The 15,802-nt window shown below is 65.3% G+C and carries 17 protein-coding genes and 1 riboswitch; of the genes, 2 read left to right on the top strand and 15 right to left on the bottom strand.

Annotated elements, in window-relative coordinates; all coding sequences use genetic code 11:
• Nucleotides 1–31: 31 nt before the first annotated feature.
• From ASF98_RS00235 to ASF98_RS00285, 11 genes are all read right to left on the bottom strand, one after another.
• Nucleotides 32–697 carry a ribonuclease HII gene (locus ASF98_RS00235; protein WP_055795915.1) on the bottom strand — a complete coding sequence of 222 codons (666 nt, stop codon included), beginning with the start codon at nt 695–697 and terminating at the stop codon, nt 32–34.
• Nucleotides 698–1,603 (bottom strand): signal peptidase I, encoded by a 906-nt coding sequence (gene lepB / locus ASF98_RS00240; protein ID WP_055795918.1) that lies wholly within the window; start codon nt 1,601–1,603, stop codon nt 698–700. It abuts the gene before it with no gap.
• On the bottom strand, nt 1,604–2,281 hold the full coding sequence (gene lepB, locus ASF98_RS00245; protein ID WP_055795920.1) for a signal peptidase I: 678 nt from the start codon (nt 2,279–2,281) through the stop codon (nt 1,604–1,606).
• A gap of 84 nt (nt 2,282–2,365) precedes the next feature.
• Nucleotides 2,366–2,725, bottom strand: coding sequence for a 50S ribosomal protein L19 (rplS, locus tag ASF98_RS00250; protein WP_055795923.1), 360 nt, complete (start codon nt 2,723–2,725; stop codon nt 2,366–2,368).
• 256 nt (nt 2,726–2,981) lie between these two features.
• Nucleotides 2,982–3,806, bottom strand: coding sequence for a tRNA (guanosine(37)-N1)-methyltransferase TrmD (trmD, locus tag ASF98_RS00255; protein WP_055795926.1), 825 nt, complete (start codon nt 3,804–3,806; stop codon nt 2,982–2,984).
• Entirely contained in the window at nt 3,807–4,382 is a 576-nt protein-coding gene (rimM, locus tag ASF98_RS00260; protein ID WP_055795931.1) for a ribosome maturation factor RimM, read from the bottom strand. It abuts the gene before it with no gap.
• Between the two features lie 167 nt (nt 4,383–4,549).
• Nucleotides 4,550–4,792 carry an RNA-binding protein gene (locus ASF98_RS00265; protein WP_011692324.1) on the bottom strand — a complete coding sequence of 81 codons (243 nt, stop codon included), beginning with the start codon at nt 4,790–4,792 and terminating at the stop codon, nt 4,550–4,552.
• A gap of 1 nt (nt 4,793) precedes the next feature.
• On the bottom strand, nt 4,794–5,216 hold the full coding sequence (gene rpsP, locus ASF98_RS00270) for a 30S ribosomal protein S16 (protein WP_028271661.1): 423 nt from the start codon (nt 5,214–5,216) through the stop codon (nt 4,794–4,796).
• Between the two features lie 184 nt (nt 5,217–5,400).
• Nucleotides 5,401–5,838 (bottom strand): hypothetical protein, encoded by a 438-nt coding sequence (locus tag ASF98_RS00275; RefSeq protein ID WP_200939265.1) that lies wholly within the window; start codon nt 5,836–5,838, stop codon nt 5,401–5,403.
• Nucleotides 5,839–5,950: 112 nt separating this feature from the next.
• Nucleotides 5,951–6,826, bottom strand: a complete 876-nt coding sequence (locus tag ASF98_RS00280; RefSeq protein WP_055795936.1) for a VOC family protein — start codon at nt 6,824–6,826, stop codon at nt 5,951–5,953.
• A 79-nt stretch (nt 6,827–6,905) separates the two neighbouring features.
• The gene (locus ASF98_RS00285) at nt 6,906–7,994 is read right to left on the bottom strand and encodes an amidohydrolase family protein (RefSeq protein WP_055795938.1); all 1,089 of its coding nucleotides are present in this window, start codon (nt 7,992–7,994) and stop codon (nt 6,906–6,908) included.
• 84 nt (nt 7,995–8,078) lie between these two features.
• A riboswitch (TPP riboswitch) is annotated at nt 8,079–8,186 on the top strand.
• Between ASF98_RS00285 and thiC the strand changes: the two genes are divergently transcribed.
• Entirely contained in the window at nt 8,181–10,067 is a 1,887-nt protein-coding gene (gene thiC / locus ASF98_RS00290) for a phosphomethylpyrimidine synthase ThiC (RefSeq protein WP_055795941.1), read from the top strand. Its footprint overlaps the riboswitch before it by 6 nt.
• Here the strand turns inward: thiC and ASF98_RS00295 are convergent.
• Both ASF98_RS00295 and ffh read right to left on the bottom strand, forming a co-directional pair.
• Nucleotides 10,036–10,770 (bottom strand): alpha/beta fold hydrolase, encoded by a 735-nt coding sequence (locus ASF98_RS00295; protein ID WP_055795944.1) that lies wholly within the window; start codon nt 10,768–10,770, stop codon nt 10,036–10,038. The two genes, thiC and ASF98_RS00295, sit on opposite strands and share 32 nt — an antisense overlap.
• A 95-nt stretch (nt 10,771–10,865) precedes the next feature.
• Nucleotides 10,866–12,458, bottom strand: coding sequence for a signal recognition particle protein (gene ffh / locus ASF98_RS00300; RefSeq protein ID WP_055795946.1), 1,593 nt, complete (start codon nt 12,456–12,458; stop codon nt 10,866–10,868).
• 151 nt (nt 12,459–12,609) lie between these two features.
• On the opposite strand from ffh, the gene ASF98_RS00305 reads away from it, so the two are divergent.
• On the top strand, nt 12,610–13,998 hold the full coding sequence (locus ASF98_RS00305) for a glucose-6-phosphate dehydrogenase (protein WP_055795949.1): 1,389 nt from the start codon (nt 12,610–12,612) through the stop codon (nt 13,996–13,998).
• Between the two features lie 96 nt (nt 13,999–14,094).
• Here the strand turns inward: ASF98_RS00305 and ASF98_RS00310 are convergent, their stop codons facing one another.
• Nucleotides 14,095–14,433 carry a P-II family nitrogen regulator gene (locus tag ASF98_RS00310; protein WP_011692333.1) on the bottom strand — a complete coding sequence of 113 codons (339 nt, stop codon included), beginning with the start codon at nt 14,431–14,433 and terminating at the stop codon, nt 14,095–14,097.
• Complete coding sequence (locus ASF98_RS00315; RefSeq protein WP_055795952.1) at nt 14,430–15,782, bottom strand: ammonium transporter; 1,353 nt, start codon at nt 15,780–15,782, stop codon at nt 14,430–14,432. Before ASF98_RS00315 ends, ASF98_RS00310 begins: the two co-directional genes overlap by 4 nt.
• Nucleotides 15,783–15,802: the final 20 nt, after the last annotated feature.

Genomic DNA, 15,802 nt, shown 5'->3' on the forward strand with positions numbered 1-15,802 from the left:
CGGCCCCGCGGCCAAGGTCGGAGATCCAGGGTCAGAGAATCTGCCAGCTGACCCGGTGATAGGGGGTTGGCCCGGTGGCTTTGAGGGCCTCCTTGTGGGACGCCGTACCGTAGCCTTTGTTTTCGTTCCAGCTGAAGGATGGGTACTCATCGTGCAGCGAACGCATCAGCTGGTCCCGCTCCACCTTGGCCAGGATGCTCGCAGCGGCCACGCTCAAGCACTGCATGTCCGCCTTGACAAGGGTGTGGACCGGCGCGTCGCAGCCGGGCCCGGCCGGTGCCTCGTCGAAGAGAGATGCCTGCGTTTCCGGTGAGAGCCAGTTGTGGCTTCCGTCGAGCAGCACCACGTCGGGGGTGATGCCGGCCGCCAGGATCTGGAGCCAGGCCCGCGTCCCGGCGGTCCGCAGGGCCGCGATGATGCCCATTGCGTCGATCTCGGCGGCGGAGGCGTGGCCGACCGCCGACGCGACGCTCCAGCTCCGCACCAGGGGCTCCAGCCGTTCCCGGTCGGCTTCCTTCAGGAGCTTGCTGTCGCGGACTTCGTCGAGCAGCACCGGCCGGGTCAGGTCCACGACGGCGATTCCGACGGTCACGGGTCCTGCAATGGCGCCGCGCCCTACTTCGTCGATGCCGGCCAGCAGCCGGGCACCTGAGCTCAGGAAGCGGTGCTCGTAGTCGAGGGTCGGTGCAAGGGACATTTATTTTCCAGCCGGTGCGGGTACGTTCCGGAACACATCGGGATAGTTGCCCAGCCCTGTCAGGCGGTTGAGGGGCCAAGCGATCACGGCCGCCTTGCCCTCGATGTCCGGCATGTCGATGAAGCCGCCGTTGCTTTCCTGGTGGGCCCGGGAATCGGCCGAGTGGTTCCGGTTGTCGCCCATGACCCAGATCTTGCCGTCGGGGACAACGACGTCGAAGTTGCGGATGTCCGGGACCTCCGCGGGGTTGACGTACGTTTCATCCACGGCCTGGCCGTTGATGGTGAGTTTGCCGCCCGCATCGCAGCACACCACATGGTCGCCGGGCAGTCCGATGACGCGCTTGACCAGGTGCTGCTCCGAATTATCGGGCAGGAGCCCCACAAACGTCAGGCCGTCCTGGACCCAGGTGAAGGGTCCGTCAGCCTTCTCCGGCGTGGGCACCAGCCACCCCTTGGTGTCTTTGAAGACCACCACGTCGCCGCGTTCGAGGGCAAAGGGCTCCGGAACAAGCAGGTTGACGAAGATCCGGTCGTTTACGTCAAGCGTGCTGACCATCGATTCGGACGGGATATAAAACGCCCGGAACAGGAAGGTCTTGATCAGGAAGGACAACACCACAGCGATGGCCACCACCGTGAGCACCTCTTTGATCCAGAGGTACACCGGGCCATGGGCCCTGCCTTCTTTCGCCGGCTTCGGCGGGCCCGACTTCGAGTGGGCGCCTCTCGAACCGGCGGCCCGGCTGTCGGTCCGGTGAGCGGGCGCATCGGCTTCTGCAGGCAGGCCGGTAGCCGGAGCTTCCTCCGGAAAGGCCGTATCCCTGTCCGTGGCAGTCCCCGCGAGTTCGCGGCCGGCGCGGTCGCGCTTGAACGGATCAGGAGTCCGGGGGTCAATCTCGGGCATCTACTGTCCGTCCTTCGTTGTCGTGCTGGTTTCTGCGGGCCGGGGTACGGCCGCAAATCTGTCGAGTGGCCAGATAATCTGCACCGGCCGGCCGATGATCCGGTCCAGGGGCACCATGCCGCCACCCGGGGCGCCCAGCAGGCTTCGGGAGTCTGCGGACATGGACCGGTGGTCTCCAAGCAACCATAACCGTCCGGCCGGAACGATCACACTGAACTTCTGCTTGCTCGGAGCGTCTCCGCCATAGAGGTATGGTTCCTCAAGCGCCTGACCGTTGACTGTGAGCCGCTGCCGGTCATCGCAGCAGATAACGTGATCGCCGGGCAACCCGATAACCCGCTTTATGTAGGTTGTATCACTGCCTGTGATGCCAAGCCAGTGGCCGGCTGCCGCCGCGCCGTCCTGCAGCGGTCCGTTGCCGCTGTTGAGCGGGGCGAACGTCCCGCGACCGTCGAAGACCACCACATCACCGCGCCGGACCGGCTCGGACTGGAAGTCGGTGCGGGAAACGAGGATCCTGTCGCCTGCGCCGAAGAGCGGCTCCATGGAGGCGGACGGGATGTAGTAGACATCCAGCCAGAGTCCGCGGACAAGCCCGCTGATGAGCAGGGCCAGCGCGATGGCCAGCAACGCAAAACGCCAGCCCAGTTTCCTGGGCTGGCGTTCTGACTGGTCCATGATCCGTATCCTGTGGCGCTGTTGCGGAAGAGCTCCGGCGCGGGCCGGATCCGGGTTCTGGACCCGCCGTGGAAGTCCGGGGACTTACTTGGCGGTGCTGAAGTCGCGCTTTTCCTTGATCTTCGCAGCCTTACCGCGCAGTGCACGCATGTAGTAAAGCTTGGCGCGGCGGACGTCACCCTTGGTGACGACCTCGATCTTGTCGATGATCGGGGAGTGTACCGGGAAGGTACGCTCAACGCCGACACCGAAGGAGACCTTGCGGACCGTGAAGGTTTCGCGGATGCCGTCACCCTGGCGGCCCAGGACGAAGCCCTGGAATACCTGGACACGGGAGTTCTTGCCTTCGATGATGTTCACGTGAACCTTGAGGGTGTCACCCGCGCGGAACTCGGGAACATCGGTGCGCAGCGAGGCTGCATCTACGGTATCGAGGATATGCATTGATCCACTCCTGGTGAACGCCACAGGTCATCCACTTTGGGTCACGACGGCCAAGCCGGGAACTTGCCCGGAATCACCGCCGAAAGTTTTCTGATCCGGCGCCATCACTGATTGAAGACGCCGGGGTGCCGGGCTGTTGGTGGCGCTCCCCCTGTGGCAGGTGCGCACCCAGCAGGCACAAGGACTAATTTTGCCACATCCGGAGGATTCCGGCTAATCCGGTCCCGCCCGCGACGAGGCCGCTGCAGAGTCCGCGTCAGCCTTCCGCCGGAGTGCCGTTCCCGCCCTCGGCCGGGCGGAGCCTCAGGTGACCGTCGACGACGTCGTACCCCAGGTCCCCGAGCGCGGTGCGGTCCGCGCGGGGAAGTTTGCCGGCGTCGAACTCTGCCAGCAGATCGGGGCGGCGTTCCGCCGTACGGCGGTACTGCTCGTGGCGGCGCCACTGGGCAATCTTGCCGTGGTTGCCGCTCAACAAGACGGGCGGAACTTCGCGGTCCCGCCAGGTGGAGGGCTTGGTGTACACGGGGTACTCCAGCAGGCCGTCCGAGTGTGATTCTTCAATGAGGGATTCCGGGTTGCCGACAACGCCGGGAAGGAGCCGGACGATGGCTTCGGTCATGGCCAGGACGGCCACTTCGCCTCCATTGAGTACGTAGTCCCCCAGGCTCATGGGCCGGACCGTAAAGTGCTCTTCCGCCCACTCGATGACCCGCTCGTCGATGCCCTCATACCGGCCGCAGGCGAAGACCAGCTGGTCCTCCTCGGCGAGTTCGTGCGCCAGAGCCTGGGTGAACCGTTCCCCCGCCGGAGAGGGGACGATCAGCACCGGCTTCCGGTCGGTGGCATCTTCCCTCCCTGCGGCTACCGAACTGAGCGCCAGCGCCCATGGTTCCGCCTTCATCACCATGCCGGCGCCGCCGCCGTAGGGAGTGTCGTCCACCGACCTGTGCTTGTCCGTGGTGAAATCCCGGAGGTCGTGGACATTCAGGTCCAACAGGCCGTCCTGGCGGGCCTTCCCGATCAGGGATAGTTCCAGGGGCGCGAGGTACTCCGGGAAGATGCTGACGACGTCGATCCTCATTTAGGCGTTGTCTCCGGCCTCTGCTGTGCCCTGCCCTGTTGTGCCCGGCTCATCGTCCCCGGAATCCTCAAGGTTGATCTCGAACAGTCCGGGCGGCGGGGTGACCAGGATGTACTTCTCCCCCACGTTGACCTCGGGCACGATCTCTTCGACGAACGGAATCAGGATCTCCTTGCCATCCGCCGCCTCCACCATAATCAGGTCCTGGACCGGCAGGGTGCGGAGCCCGGAGACCTTACCGACAACGGTGCCGCCTACGCGGACCTCGAGGCCGACGAGCTCGTGCTCGTACCACCCCTCGTCGTCGTCTTCGTCAAGCTCTTCCGTCTCGATAAACAGTTTGGCGCCGCGCAGGGCCTCGGCCTGGTTGCGGGTCTCGACGCCCTCAAATCCCAGCAGCAGGATGTCTTTGTTCCAGCGGGCGCTGTCCACGGTCAGCGTTCCGACCGAGGCGGGCTCAACCACGAATTCCGTGCCCGGAACGAAGCGGTCCTCCGGCGCATCGGTCAGGACCTGGACGGTCACTTCGCCGCGGATGCCGTGCGGTTTGCCGATTCGTGCCACCTGAAGCTGCATCTGTTCCTCTGTTCCGGGATTCGTTCTGTACTGGTTTTACTGCGGCCGGTTGCTGCGACTTGTTCCACCGGGCGCCCGCCGCCGCGCCGGGTTTTCCTGAAAACAGTCCGGCCCCTCCACCATAATCTGGTGAAGGGGCCGGACTTGAGACAAATAGTGCGGGGCGTTTACCGGCGGCGGTCGGTGTCGACGACGTCGACCCTGACCTGTTCGCCGCCGGCCAGGGCCGCCACGACAGTGCGCAGTGCGCGTGCCGTGCGGCCCTGACGACCGATCACCCGTCCGAGGTCATCCTGGTGAACTCGCACCTCGAGGGTGTCCCCGCGGCGGTTGTTCTTGGCGCTGACCTTGACGTCCTCAGGACTGTCAACAATCCCGCGGACAAGGTGTTCGAGCGCTTCTGCCAGCAATTTACTCAGCCTCGGTGGTCTCTGCTTCAGCTTCGGTGGAAGCTTCGGCTGCTTCGTCCTTCTTGGCCTTCTTGGTGATGGCTTCCGGGATGATCACGGAACCCTTTTCCGGGGTAACGAAGGCAGCCTTGGGAGCCTTGGTCTTCAAGGTGCCCTCCTGGCCGGGGAGACCCTTGAACTTCTGCCAGTCACCGGTGATCTTGAGGATCGCGGCGACCTGCTCGGACGGCTGTGCGCCGACGCCGAGCCAGTACTGGGCACGGTCCGTGTCGACCTCGATGTACGAGGGCTCTTCGGTGGGGTGGTACTTGCCGATCTCTTCGATCGCACGGCCGTCACGCTTGGAGCGTGCGTCCATGACAACGATGCGGTAGTACGGTGCGCGCATCTTGCCGAAGCGCTTAAGGCGAATCTTTACGGCCACTTTTGTGGTCACTCCTGTTTCTGAAACGGGGTCGAGCCCGGCGTTCTGCACCCGTGGGGCGGGCCGTACTAGGGGGTTCTAAAAGGACAAGATCCGGACGCGGAGAGAGGGGCCACGCAGATCAAGTACCTGTCCATTGTGCCAGATCAACGCCGGGATTTCGACTTGACACACGGCGGCCCGGTCAGGCGGACCAGACGTACAGGCCGGTCCGGGCGTTCGCGTCCACGCTGCCGGCCATCTGCGCAAGCCGCTGGACATAGCCGAGGGCCTCGTCGGAGCCGAAAGGCATGTCCTCCTCGGCCGCCCACCTGGCGGCAACATCCTCCAGAACGTTGCCCTCGCCCTCGGTCTCGTAACTGAGGAGTTCCGCGAGCGCCCGGACCATCGCAGCCGGTACGCCCAGGAGGGAATCGCTGGCCACGTCCACCATGGCGAGTTCATAGTCCGCGCCCGCCGCGTGCACGGCCGCTCCTGCCAGGTCGCCGAGCTGCTCAATCTCGAAATCGCTGATGTCCGGAATCCGCAGCGAGTCCGGAGCCGCGGGCCCGCCGCCCTCAAGTGCCCCCGCGCGCTTGAGCGCCTCATCGTGGGTGGAAACAAAGATTTCAGTGAAACCCATGGAAATCATCCTCATTCCGTCGGCGCTGCAATGGTCCCGTCGGGCACCTTCGCAGCTGCCCCGGACTTCCGGAATCAGCCTAACGCAGAAGGACGCGCAGGTCAGCGACGCCTCAGCGGACGGCGACGCGGATCCGGTTGCGCCACGGATCCTCGAAACGCAGCTCCGCTCCCGTGTGGTGGGACGCCGCACCGGCAACCCGCAAACGGTCGGCGAGCGCGCCGACGTCGTCCGTTCCCGGCACTTCGATCAGGACTTCGCCCAGGCCAAGGGTGTCCTTACGGGGCCCTGCGCCGCGGCTGTTCCAGACGTTCATTGCCATGTGATGGTGGTAGCCGCCGGCGGAGACGAACAGGGCCTGCCCGTGCCATCCGGCGGTTTTCTCGAAACCAAGGGTGCCCACGTAGAAGTCATGGGCCGACTGGACGTCGCCCACCTGAAGGTGGACGTGCCCGACGCCGGCATGCGACTCACGCTGCCCGCTTACCGCTTCCTCGGTCAGGAATTCTTGCAGGAACCGCTGCGGCGGGAGGGCAAGGCTGTCCATGACCACATTGGTCCCCTCCCAGGACCAGTCGCTACGGGGACGGTCCCAGTACAGCTCGATGCCGTTGCCCTCGGGGTCGCTGAAGTAGAAAGCCTCGCTGACGAGGTGGTCGGCGCTCCCGGTGAACAGCCGCGGCTCATACCGGGCCGCTGAAGCCACCGTGGCAGCGAGCGCCGGCCTGTCCTCGAAGAGCAGGGCCGTGTGGAACAGTCCGGCTTCACCCCGGGCCGGAAGGTTGAGCCCGGGGGCGGGTGCGAGATGGACCAGGGGCGTTCCGCGCCGGCCAAGGTACACGCCGCCATCCTGCTCAGCCACGACCTCCAGCCCGAGCGCGCGCTGGTAGTAGTCGGTCATCAGCTTCATGTCCCCCACCTTGAGCATCACCGTGCCCATGGCGAGATCCGCCGGCAGCAGGTCCTTGCTGCTGGATTCTGTGGTCATGGCAACTCCAAACTCCCGAAACTCCGCCTCCGGTCCTCCGGTGACGCTTACATAGAGTTAAATTACTTGAACCTTCAATTTATTCCTGGTGGAGCTGCCGACCGCGAAGAATGATGTGCGTGAGGTTCCGCAGCGTTTCCGGATTGATCCTGGGGTCCTGTTGGCACAGTACGACGTCGGCGCTGGCACCCTCGGCGATACCGTCCGCTCCCAGCCACTTCCGGGCGCCCCACGACGCCGCGTCGAGCGCCGCCGCCGCCGGCAGGCCGGCGGTGTGGAGCGCATGGATCTCATCCACTATCCGGCCGTGGCCGATGACGCTGCCCGCGTCTGTCCCGGCGTAGATCGGGACGCCCGCCTCGAAAGCTTCCACAATCCGCTCGTTCCGCCGCTGCCACAAGGCGCGCATGTGTGCTGCGTAAACCGGAAACTTTGCTTCCGCCCGGGCCGCGATGTCCGGGAACGTCGCAATATTGATCAGCGTGGGAACAATCGGGACGCGTTGTTCCACGAAGCGGGGTATGTGCCGTGGCAGGAGTCCGGTGCCGTGTTCGATGCAGTCGATGCCGGCGTCGAGCATGTCATCCAGCGTGTCCTCGGCGAAACAGTGCGCCGTCACCCGGGCACCTTCATCGTGGGCGGCGCGGACAGCATCCCGGACCACGGCGGCGGGGAACGACGCCGAAAGGTCACCGGCGTCGCGGTCGATCCAGTCCCCCACGATCTTGACCCAGCCGTCACCCGCGAGCGCCTGCTTGCGCACCGCCTCGACCAGTCCGTCCGGCTCAACTTCGACGGCGAATCCCCGCAGATAGCGGCGGGTCCTGGCAATGTGGCGTCCCGCCCGGATGATCCGCGGCAGCTCCGGACGCTGCTGGATCCAGCGCGTGTCATGTACCGCTCCCGCGTCGCGGACCAGCAGCGTGCCGGCCATCAGGTCCGTGACGGCCTGCTCCTCGGCGATGGACTCGGACACATCGCCGTCAGGTCCAAGACCGATGTGACAGTGTGCGTCCACGAGGCCCGGAAGCACCCAGCCATCCAGCACCACATCCGGCGGACCCGCCGGCCGACTGAACGTCAGCCTGCCGTCCACGGCCCAGAGGCCGTCCCGTTCCTGGTCTGGAGCGGTCAGCACCGTTCCGGTGAATTCGATGATTCCACGCATGCCTCAAGCCTAGACCGCCGGTTCCGGTCGTTGGATGTGAACGTCGTGTGACGTGGACGCTGCCCGGGCCTGTGGTAGCTTCGTCTACGACCACACGGGTGCCCCTGCAGGGGCTGAGATCGGGCTGACGCGGCCTGCGACCGTTGAACCTGTCCGGGTAATGCCGGCGAAGGAAGTGAGTATTCCGTGAATACACCAGAAACACAGCTGTCCCCTGCCCAAAATGGATCCACCGCCGGCCAGGCGGGCACTCATGAAACGCAGTCCCTGAAGTCCCATTCACTGGCCTTCATCGCCGACGAAGCCACCGGGATCCGGGTGCCGGTGACCGAGATTGCCTTGGAGGACTCGCCGGGCGGCGCGGCCAACCCGCCGTTCCGGGTCTACCGGACAGCGGGGCCCGGCAGCGATCCCGTGGTGGGACTGGAACCGTTCAGGACCCGGTGGATTGAATCCAGGGCGGACACCGAGCCGTACAGCGGCAGGGAACGGAACCTCCTCGACGACGGGAAGTCGGCCGTGCGCCGAGGCGCTGCCTCCGCGGAGTGGAAGGGCGCGCAGCCGGTGCCCCGCCGCGCTGTCGCGGGACGGACCGTCACGCAGATGCATTACGCCAGGAAGGGCGTGGTGACTCCCGAAATGCAGTTCGTCGCACTGCGGGAAAACTGCGATGTTGAGCTGGTGCGCAGCGAAGTTGCCGCGGGCCGCGCCATCATCCCCAACAACATCAACCACCCGGAGTCCGAGCCGATGATCATCGGTAAGGCCTTCCTTGTGAAGATCAATGCCAACATCGGCAACTCGGCTGTCACCAGCTCCATCGCCGAGGAGGTCGACAAGCTGCAGTGGGCCACCCAGTGGGGTGCCGACACGGTGATGGACCTGTCCACCGGGGACGACATCCACACCACCCGGGAATGGATCATCCGCAACTCGCCGGTGCCGATCGGCACCGTGCCCATCTACCAGGCCCTGGAGAAGGTCAACGGCGAGGCCAACAAACTGACGTGGGAAATTTTCCGCGACACCGTGATCGAGCAGTGCGAGCAGGGTGTGGACTACATGACCATCCACGCCGGAGTCCTGCTGCGCTACGTACCGCTGACGGCCAACCGCGTCACCGGCATCGTCTCCCGCGGCGGATCCATCATGGCAGGGTGGTGCCTGGCCCACCACCAGGAGAACTTCCTCTACACGCACTTCGACGAGCTGTGCGAGATCTTCGCCAAGTACGACGTTGCGTTCTCGCTCGGCGACGGGCTGCGGCCCGGCGCGACGGCCGACGCGAACGACGCCGCCCAGTTCGCCGAGCTGGATACTTTGGCTGAGCTGACGCAGCGTGCCTGGGAATTCGATGTCCAGGTGATGGTGGAAGGCCCGGGGCATGTGCCGTTCCACCTTGTCAGGGAAAACGTGGAGCGCCAGCAGGAACTCTGCAAGGGAGCTCCCTTCTACACCCTGGGGCCGCTGGTCACGGACATAGCCCCGGGCTATGACCACATCACCTCCGCCATCGGCGCCACGGAAATCGCCCGCTACGGCACGGCCATGCTCTGTTACGTCACACCCAAGGAACACCTGGGGCTGCCGAACAAGGACGACGTGAAGACCGGCGTGATCACCTACAAGATCGCCGCCCACGCCGCCGACCTCGCCAAGGGCCACCCGGGGGCACATGAACGTGACGACGCCCTGTCCAAGGCACGGTTCGAATTCCGGTGGCGGGACCAGTTTGCCCTGTCTCTGGACCCTGTCACGGCTGAAGCCTTCCATGACGAGACGCTGCCCGCGGAACCGGCGAAGACTGCGCATTTCTGCTCAATGTGCGGGCCCAAGTTCTGCTCCATGCGAATCAGCCAGGACATCCGGGACGAATACGGTTCAGCCGAAGCCCAGGCAGCGCTTGCCGAGATGGCGGCCGGAATGCGCGAGAAGAGCAACGAATTCCTGGCAGCCGGCGGCAAGGTCTACCTTCCGGAGCTGCAGCTTCCCCGCCAGGAATTGCCGGGCTCGCACAGTGCAGCGGCGGGCGAAGGCGCCGCTAAGACGCCTGCGAGTGCTGACGCCGGCTGACCTCTGCGATAAATGACCGGATAACCCGGTCTCCCTCCACGGAGTCCTGAGGCCGGTGCCCGCCCGCCGCAACGCGGTGCAGGGCACCGGTTTCGCGCAGGTACCCGGCAATCTCCTCGTACAGCGGCTCCCAGCCGCCGGTGAGCACGAGCGTGGGGACTCCCGGGACGATCTGCAGCGGCGCCTCCCACGGAGGCGCCTGCAGCCGGAGCCTGCGGGCGGTGTTGAGCGATTCCGGTGTGGCCGGGCCGTCACTGTGAACGGAAAAAGCGCGCCGGACGAACTCCCGCTGGAAATCGTCGTCGCCCAGCTGGTGCCGCACATCAAAAAGGGGCTGCATCAGGGCCCGGTGCGCCGCCGTCGCGGGCAGTTCGGCGGTCAGCGACAGACATGCGGGCTCCACGAGGGTGAGGGAGTGCACCAGGTCAGGGCGCTCCACGGCCGCCATCATCGCCGCAATGGCGCCCTGGGAATGGGCCACCACATGACCGCCGGCAGCGCCACGCCCTTCATCCGCCAAAGCGGCCAGCACAATCCGGGTATCGGCCTGGAAGTCCGACTCAAGAGGTTCCGCCACCGGGTCAAAGCCGAAGCGGCGCAGGAACAAAGCGTCGTAGGCCAGTGCCATGCCGTGCTGCTTGGGCCACGCGGCGGACCCGAAGGCCCCCGAACCGTGGACGAACACTACGCGCTGCTTAAACATGCCCCAACCCTATGGCAATGGCCGGATAATTCAGCGGGCGACATTGAACCCGCCGACAATCAAGTTGCCGGTGTGGAAAACTGCCTTGCCGGTAACTACTTGCTCCCGCCGAGGAACTTGTCGAAACCCTTGGGCAGGTTGAGCTGGGACGGATCGAAATCTGCTCCCTGCTGGCCGAAGGCGGCGCCGGTGGGAAGTGCCTTGCCGGCGTTGGCGCGCCGGGCCTCCGCTTCGCGAAGCTCCTGCGCGGCCTTGGCAGGGTTTCCCGACTTGGCCTTCTTCTTGGGCGCATTCTTGGCGCCCTTGCGGGCACCTCCGGCGCCGCCGCCCATGCCTGGCATCCCTGGCATGCCGGGCATTCCGCCGCCGGCTGCCATTTTCTTCATCATCTTCTGGGCCTGGGCAAACCGCTCCAGCAGGCCGTTGACGTCCGACACGTGCATGCCTGAGCCCTTGGCGATGCGGGCCCGGCGTGATCCGTTGATGATCTTGGGGGCAACGCGCTCGTGCGGCGTCATGGAACGGACGATCGCTTCCACACGGTCAATTTCGCGCTCGTCGAACTGCTCCAGCTGCTGGCGGATATTCTGCGCACCCGGCATCATCATGAGCATTTTCTTCATCGAGCCCATGTTGCGGATCTGCTGCATTTGGGCGAGGAAGTCGTCGAGGGTGAAGTCTTCCTGGTCGGCGAACTTCTTCGCCATCCGCGCCGCTTCGTCCTTGTCCCAGGACTTTTCCGCCTGCTCGATGAGGGTGAGGACGTCGCCCATGTCGAGGATGCGGGACGCCATGCGGTCCGGGTGGAACAGCTCAAAGTCGTCAACGCCTTCGCCGGTGGAGGCGAACATGACCGGCTTACCGGTGACTGACGCAACGGACAGGGCGGCACCGCCGCGGGCGTCGCCGTCGAGCTTTGAGAGAACGATGCCGGTGAAGTTGACACCCTCATCGAAGGCGAGCGCCGTGTTGACGGCGTCCTGGCCGATCATGGAGTCGATGACGAAGAGCACTTCATTCGGCACGATGGCGCGGCGGATCTGGCGCGCCTGCTCCATCATGTCGGCGTCCACACCAAGCCGTCCGGCGGTGTCAACGATGACGACGTCGTGAAGCTTCTGGCGCGCTTCCTCGACACCGGCGCGGGCAACCGCCACGGGGTCGCCCGCAGGATGGTCCAGTTCGGTGGACGTGGCGCCCGGGTGCGGGGCGAAGACGGGAACTCCGGCGCGCTGGCCGACAACCTGCAGCTGGGTGACGGCGTTGGGCCGCTGGAGGTCGCAGGCCACCAGCATGGGGCTGTGGCCCTGGGACTTCAGCCACTTGGAGAGTTTGCCGGCGAGGGTCGTCTTGCCGGCGCCCTGAAGGCCCGCGAGCATGATGATGGTGGGGCCGGTCTTGGCCAGGCGGATGCGACGGGTCTCGCCGCCCAGGATCTCAACGAGTTCCTCGTTGACGATCTTGACGATCTGCTGGCTGGGGTTCAACGCACCGGAGACCTCGGCACCCAGGGAACGCTCGCGCACCCGGCCCGTGAACTCGCGGACCACTGGCACAGCAACGTCGGCGTCCAGGAGGGCCCGCCGGATCTCGCGGACCGTGGCGTCAACGTCCGCCTCGGTGAGGCGGCCCTTGCCGCGGAGATTCTTGAAGGTTGCTGTCAACCGGTCAGAGAGTGAATTGAACACGCGCCGTGCACTTCTTTCAGTGGATCTACAGCTGGCGGCCGGTGCGGCTCGCCAGAGTCGTGACTGTTGTTGGCCTGGACCAACTGCCTCGACAACGGGACTCGACTATCTAGGGTACCAAGACAGGCCTTCAAGATGGCATGCTGGCAGGATGGCCACCCAAACAACTGTAAAAACCCTGCTCATCCTTGGTGCGTCAGGGGATCTTACCGGCCGGCTGCTCCTGCCGGGGCTCGCACGGCTGGCCGCCAGGGGCCGCGCGGACGGGCTGACGCTCGTCGGGGCAGGTTCGGATCCCTGGACCCAGGAGCAATGGCTGGAGCGTGTCGAGACCTCTTTCGCCGACTCGAACTCCCAGGCGGACGCCGCGGGCAAGCGCGAACTCAAGCGGATAGCGGGGTCAACCTCGTATCACCAGCTTGACGTGACCGCCGGTGGCGGACTTGCCTCACTGCTGTCCGGCCTCGAAGCTCCGGTGGCCGTGTACTTCGCCCTTCCGCCCCACGTCAGCCAAAAAGCATGCGAAGTGCTGGCCCCGGAGGACGTGCCCGCCGGCACCCGCCTGGTGATGGAAAAGCCGTTCGGATCCAGTGAGGATTCGGCCCGGCACCTCAACGTGACCCTGGCGGCGTTGGTCCCGGAGGACCACATCCACCGGGTGGACCACTTCCTGGGCAAGGCAACGGTACTCAACATCCTCGGACTTCGCTTTGCCAACACCTTCCTGGAGCCGGTCTGGAACCGAGAATACATCGAGAAGGTGGAGATCATCTTTGATGAGGACCTCGCACTGGAGGGCCGCGCCCGATACTACGACGGCGCAGGCGCGCTGCGTGACATGATCCAGAGCCACCTGCTGCAGATCATGGCGCTGATGGCAATCGAGCCGCCGGCCACCGTCGATGAGCGCGACCTCCGGGACGCTGTGGCCACACTCCTGCGCGCCAGCAGCATCAAGGCCCCTTACCGCTCAAACACGCGCCGTGCCCGGTACACCGCAGGCTCCATCGCCGGGCGGAAAGTCCCGGACTACACCAAGGAAGCAGGCGTGGAAGCGGCCAGGAACACCGAGACACTGGCGGAGGTGCAGGTGGGCATCGACAACTGGCGGTGGCAGGGTGTCCCCTTCATCCTCCGGTCCGGCAAGGCGCTCGGGGCAAAACGCAAGGAAGCAGTTGTCACCTTTAAGCCTGTGCCGCACCTGCCAGCAGGATTCACCGGCGTCGACTCGCCCAATCAGCTCCGCATCGGGTTCGGCCCCGACACCCTGCAGTTCGACGTCGACGTGAACGGCCCCGGCAATGTCCTGAGCCTCGACCGGGTAACGCTCAACGCCGAACTCAGCGCTTCCGACCTCCTCCCTTACGGTGAAGTGCTCGAGGGCGTCCTCACCGGCGATCCGCTGCTGTCCGTGCGGGCGGACACCGCCGAAGACTGCTGGCGGATCATTGAGCCGGTGATCAAGGCGTGGGAACGCGGCAGTGTTCCGCTGGAGGAATACGCAGCCGGGACCTCCGGTCCCGAGGGCTGGCCGGCCTAAGAGCTCCGAACGTAGCTGTTCCGAACGTAAAGCGGGCCCGGCACCTTTTCAGGTGCCGGGCCCGCTTTACGCAAAGCTCATTGGGCTTGCGGTCGGCTAGATAGCGGCCGAGCCGCGTTCTCCCGTTCGTACCCTTACAGCTTCAAAGACGTCCACCGTCCAGACCTTGCCGTCGCCGGCACGGCCCGTGTTGGAGCTGGCGATGATGACATCCAGGATGTCGTCAGCCTGTTCGTCCGTGGCCAGGACTTCAACGCGGATCTTGGGAAGCAGGTCCACGTTGTACTCAGCCCCGCGGTACACCTCGGTGTAACCGCGCTGCCTGCCGTACCCGCTGGCGGCGCTGACCGTAAGGCCCTGCACGCCATAGGATTCGAGCCCCTCCCGGATGGAGTCGAGCTTTTCCGGCCGGACGATTGCTGTGATCAGTTTCATGCCCCCACACTTTCCTTACCTGTTGCTGCGTCAGTCTTCTTGCCGTCTTCGGCTACCGGAGCGGACTCCTCGCCCTGCTTGCCGGTAATCAGTTCATGCAGCGGCTGGAAGCTCCCGCCGTGTCCGCCGACGCCGAATTCGTAGGCAGTCTCGGCGTGCAGGCTGAGGTCCACGCCCACAACTTCCTGCTCCTGGGAGACGCGGAAGCCCATGGTCTTGTGGATGGCCAGGGCGATCACGGTCGTCAGGATGGCCGAGTAGGCGATGGCAATGCCTGCCGCTGCGAGCTGGGCCCACAGCTGGGTCAGTCCGCCGCCGTAGAAGAGGCCGCCGCCGACGCCTTCAACCGGGAGGGCGATGAAGCCGAGTGCCACGGTGCCGATAACGCCTGAGACGAGGTGGACGCCGACAACATCCAGCGAGTCATCGAAGCCCCAGCGGAACTTCAGGCCGACTGCCAGGGCGGAGGCCACACCGGCAACAACGCCGAGGCCCAGCGCGCCGATCGGGCTGACGTTGGCACAAGCCGGGGTGATGGCGACCAGGCCGGCGACAACGCCGGAGGCTGCGCCCAGTGACGTGGGGTGGCCGTCGCGGATGCGTTCGGTGATGAGCCAGCCGAGCATGGCAGCTGCCGGTGCGGCGAGGGTGTTGACCCAGATCAGTCCGCCCTGTTCCGCCGTGGTTGCTGCGCCGCCGTTGAAGCCGAACCAGCCGAACCACAGGATCGCCGCACCGAGCATCACGAACGGGATGTTGTGCGGGCGGTGGTTCGGGTCCTTGCCGAAGCCCCTGCGGTTGCCGATGATCAGAACGAGAATGAGTGCGGCCACACCGGCATTGATGTGCACCACGGTGCCACCGGCGAAGTCAATGGCAGGACCGAGAGCCTTGCCGACTGCGCCTTCAGGCCCGAAGAGTCCTCCGCCCCAGACCATGTAGGCGATCGGGCAGTAAACCAGCGTGACCCAGACCGGGACGAACACTGTCCATGCGCCGAACTTTGCGCGGTCCGCGATGGCGCCGCTGATCAGTGCCACCGTAATGATGGCGAAGGTTGCTGCGTAGCCGACCTTGATGAGTCCGTCCGGGGTGGTGATTCCCTCAAGTCCGAACGTTGCGAACGGGTTGCCGACGATCTGCATGAAGCCTTCGCCGGAGCTCATCGATGCGCCCCAGAGCACCCACACCACGCCGACCATGCCGATGGAGATGAAGCTCATCATCATCATGTTCAGCGCGGCCTTCGCACGTGTCATGCCGCCGTAGAAAAATGCCAGCCCTGGTGTCATGAACAGCACAAGTGCCGCCGCAACCATAAGCCATACGTGACCTGCGGTAAGTTCCATGGTGCACGTCCTCCCTTGCC

Origin of the sequence: Arthrobacter sp. Leaf337 (assembly GCF_001423745.1) — a bacterium.
In the GTDB taxonomy this organism is placed as follows: domain Bacteria; phylum Actinomycetota; class Actinomycetes; order Actinomycetales; family Micrococcaceae; genus Arthrobacter.

Coding starts and splice junctions, on each gene's coding strand:
- rimM (WP_055795931.1), bottom strand. CDS start 4,382: ATGCAGCTTCAGGTGGCACGAATCGGCAAACCGCACGGCATCCGCGGC.
- ASF98_RS00295 (WP_055795944.1), bottom strand. CDS start 10,770: ATGTTTAAGCAGCGCGTAGTGTTCGTCCACGGTTCGGGGGCCTTCGGG.
- ASF98_RS00310 (WP_011692333.1), bottom strand. CDS start 14,433: ATGAAACTGATCACAGCAATCGTCCGGCCGGAAAAGCTCGACTCCATC.
- ASF98_RS00235 (WP_055795915.1), bottom strand. CDS start 697: ATGTCCCTTGCACCGACCCTCGACTACGAGCACCGCTTCCTGAGCTCA.
- trmD (WP_055795926.1), bottom strand. CDS start 3,806: ATGAGGATCGACGTCGTCAGCATCTTCCCGGAGTACCTCGCGCCCCTG.
- ASF98_RS00285 (WP_055795938.1), bottom strand. CDS start 7,994: ATGCGTGGAATCATCGAATTCACCGGAACGGTGCTGACCGCTCCAGAC.
- ASF98_RS00280 (WP_055795936.1), bottom strand. CDS start 6,826: ATGACCACAGAATCCAGCAGCAAGGACCTGCTGCCGGCGGATCTCGCC.
- ASF98_RS00275 (WP_200939265.1), bottom strand. CDS start 5,838: ATGGGTTTCACTGAAATCTTTGTTTCCACCCACGATGAGGCGCTCAAG.
- ASF98_RS00305 (WP_055795949.1), top strand. CDS start 12,610: ATGGCCACCCAAACAACTGTAAAAACCCTGCTCATCCTTGGTGCGTCA.
- lepB (WP_055795918.1), bottom strand. CDS start 1,603: ATGCCCGAGATTGACCCCCGGACTCCTGATCCGTTCAAGCGCGACCGC.
- rplS (WP_055795923.1), bottom strand. CDS start 2,725: ATGCATATCCTCGATACCGTAGATGCAGCCTCGCTGCGCACCGATGTT.
- lepB (WP_055795920.1), bottom strand. CDS start 2,281: ATGGACCAGTCAGAACGCCAGCCCAGGAAACTGGGCTGGCGTTTTGCG.
- ASF98_RS00315 (WP_055795952.1), bottom strand. CDS start 15,782: ATGGAACTTACCGCAGGTCACGTATGGCTTATGGTTGCGGCGGCACTT.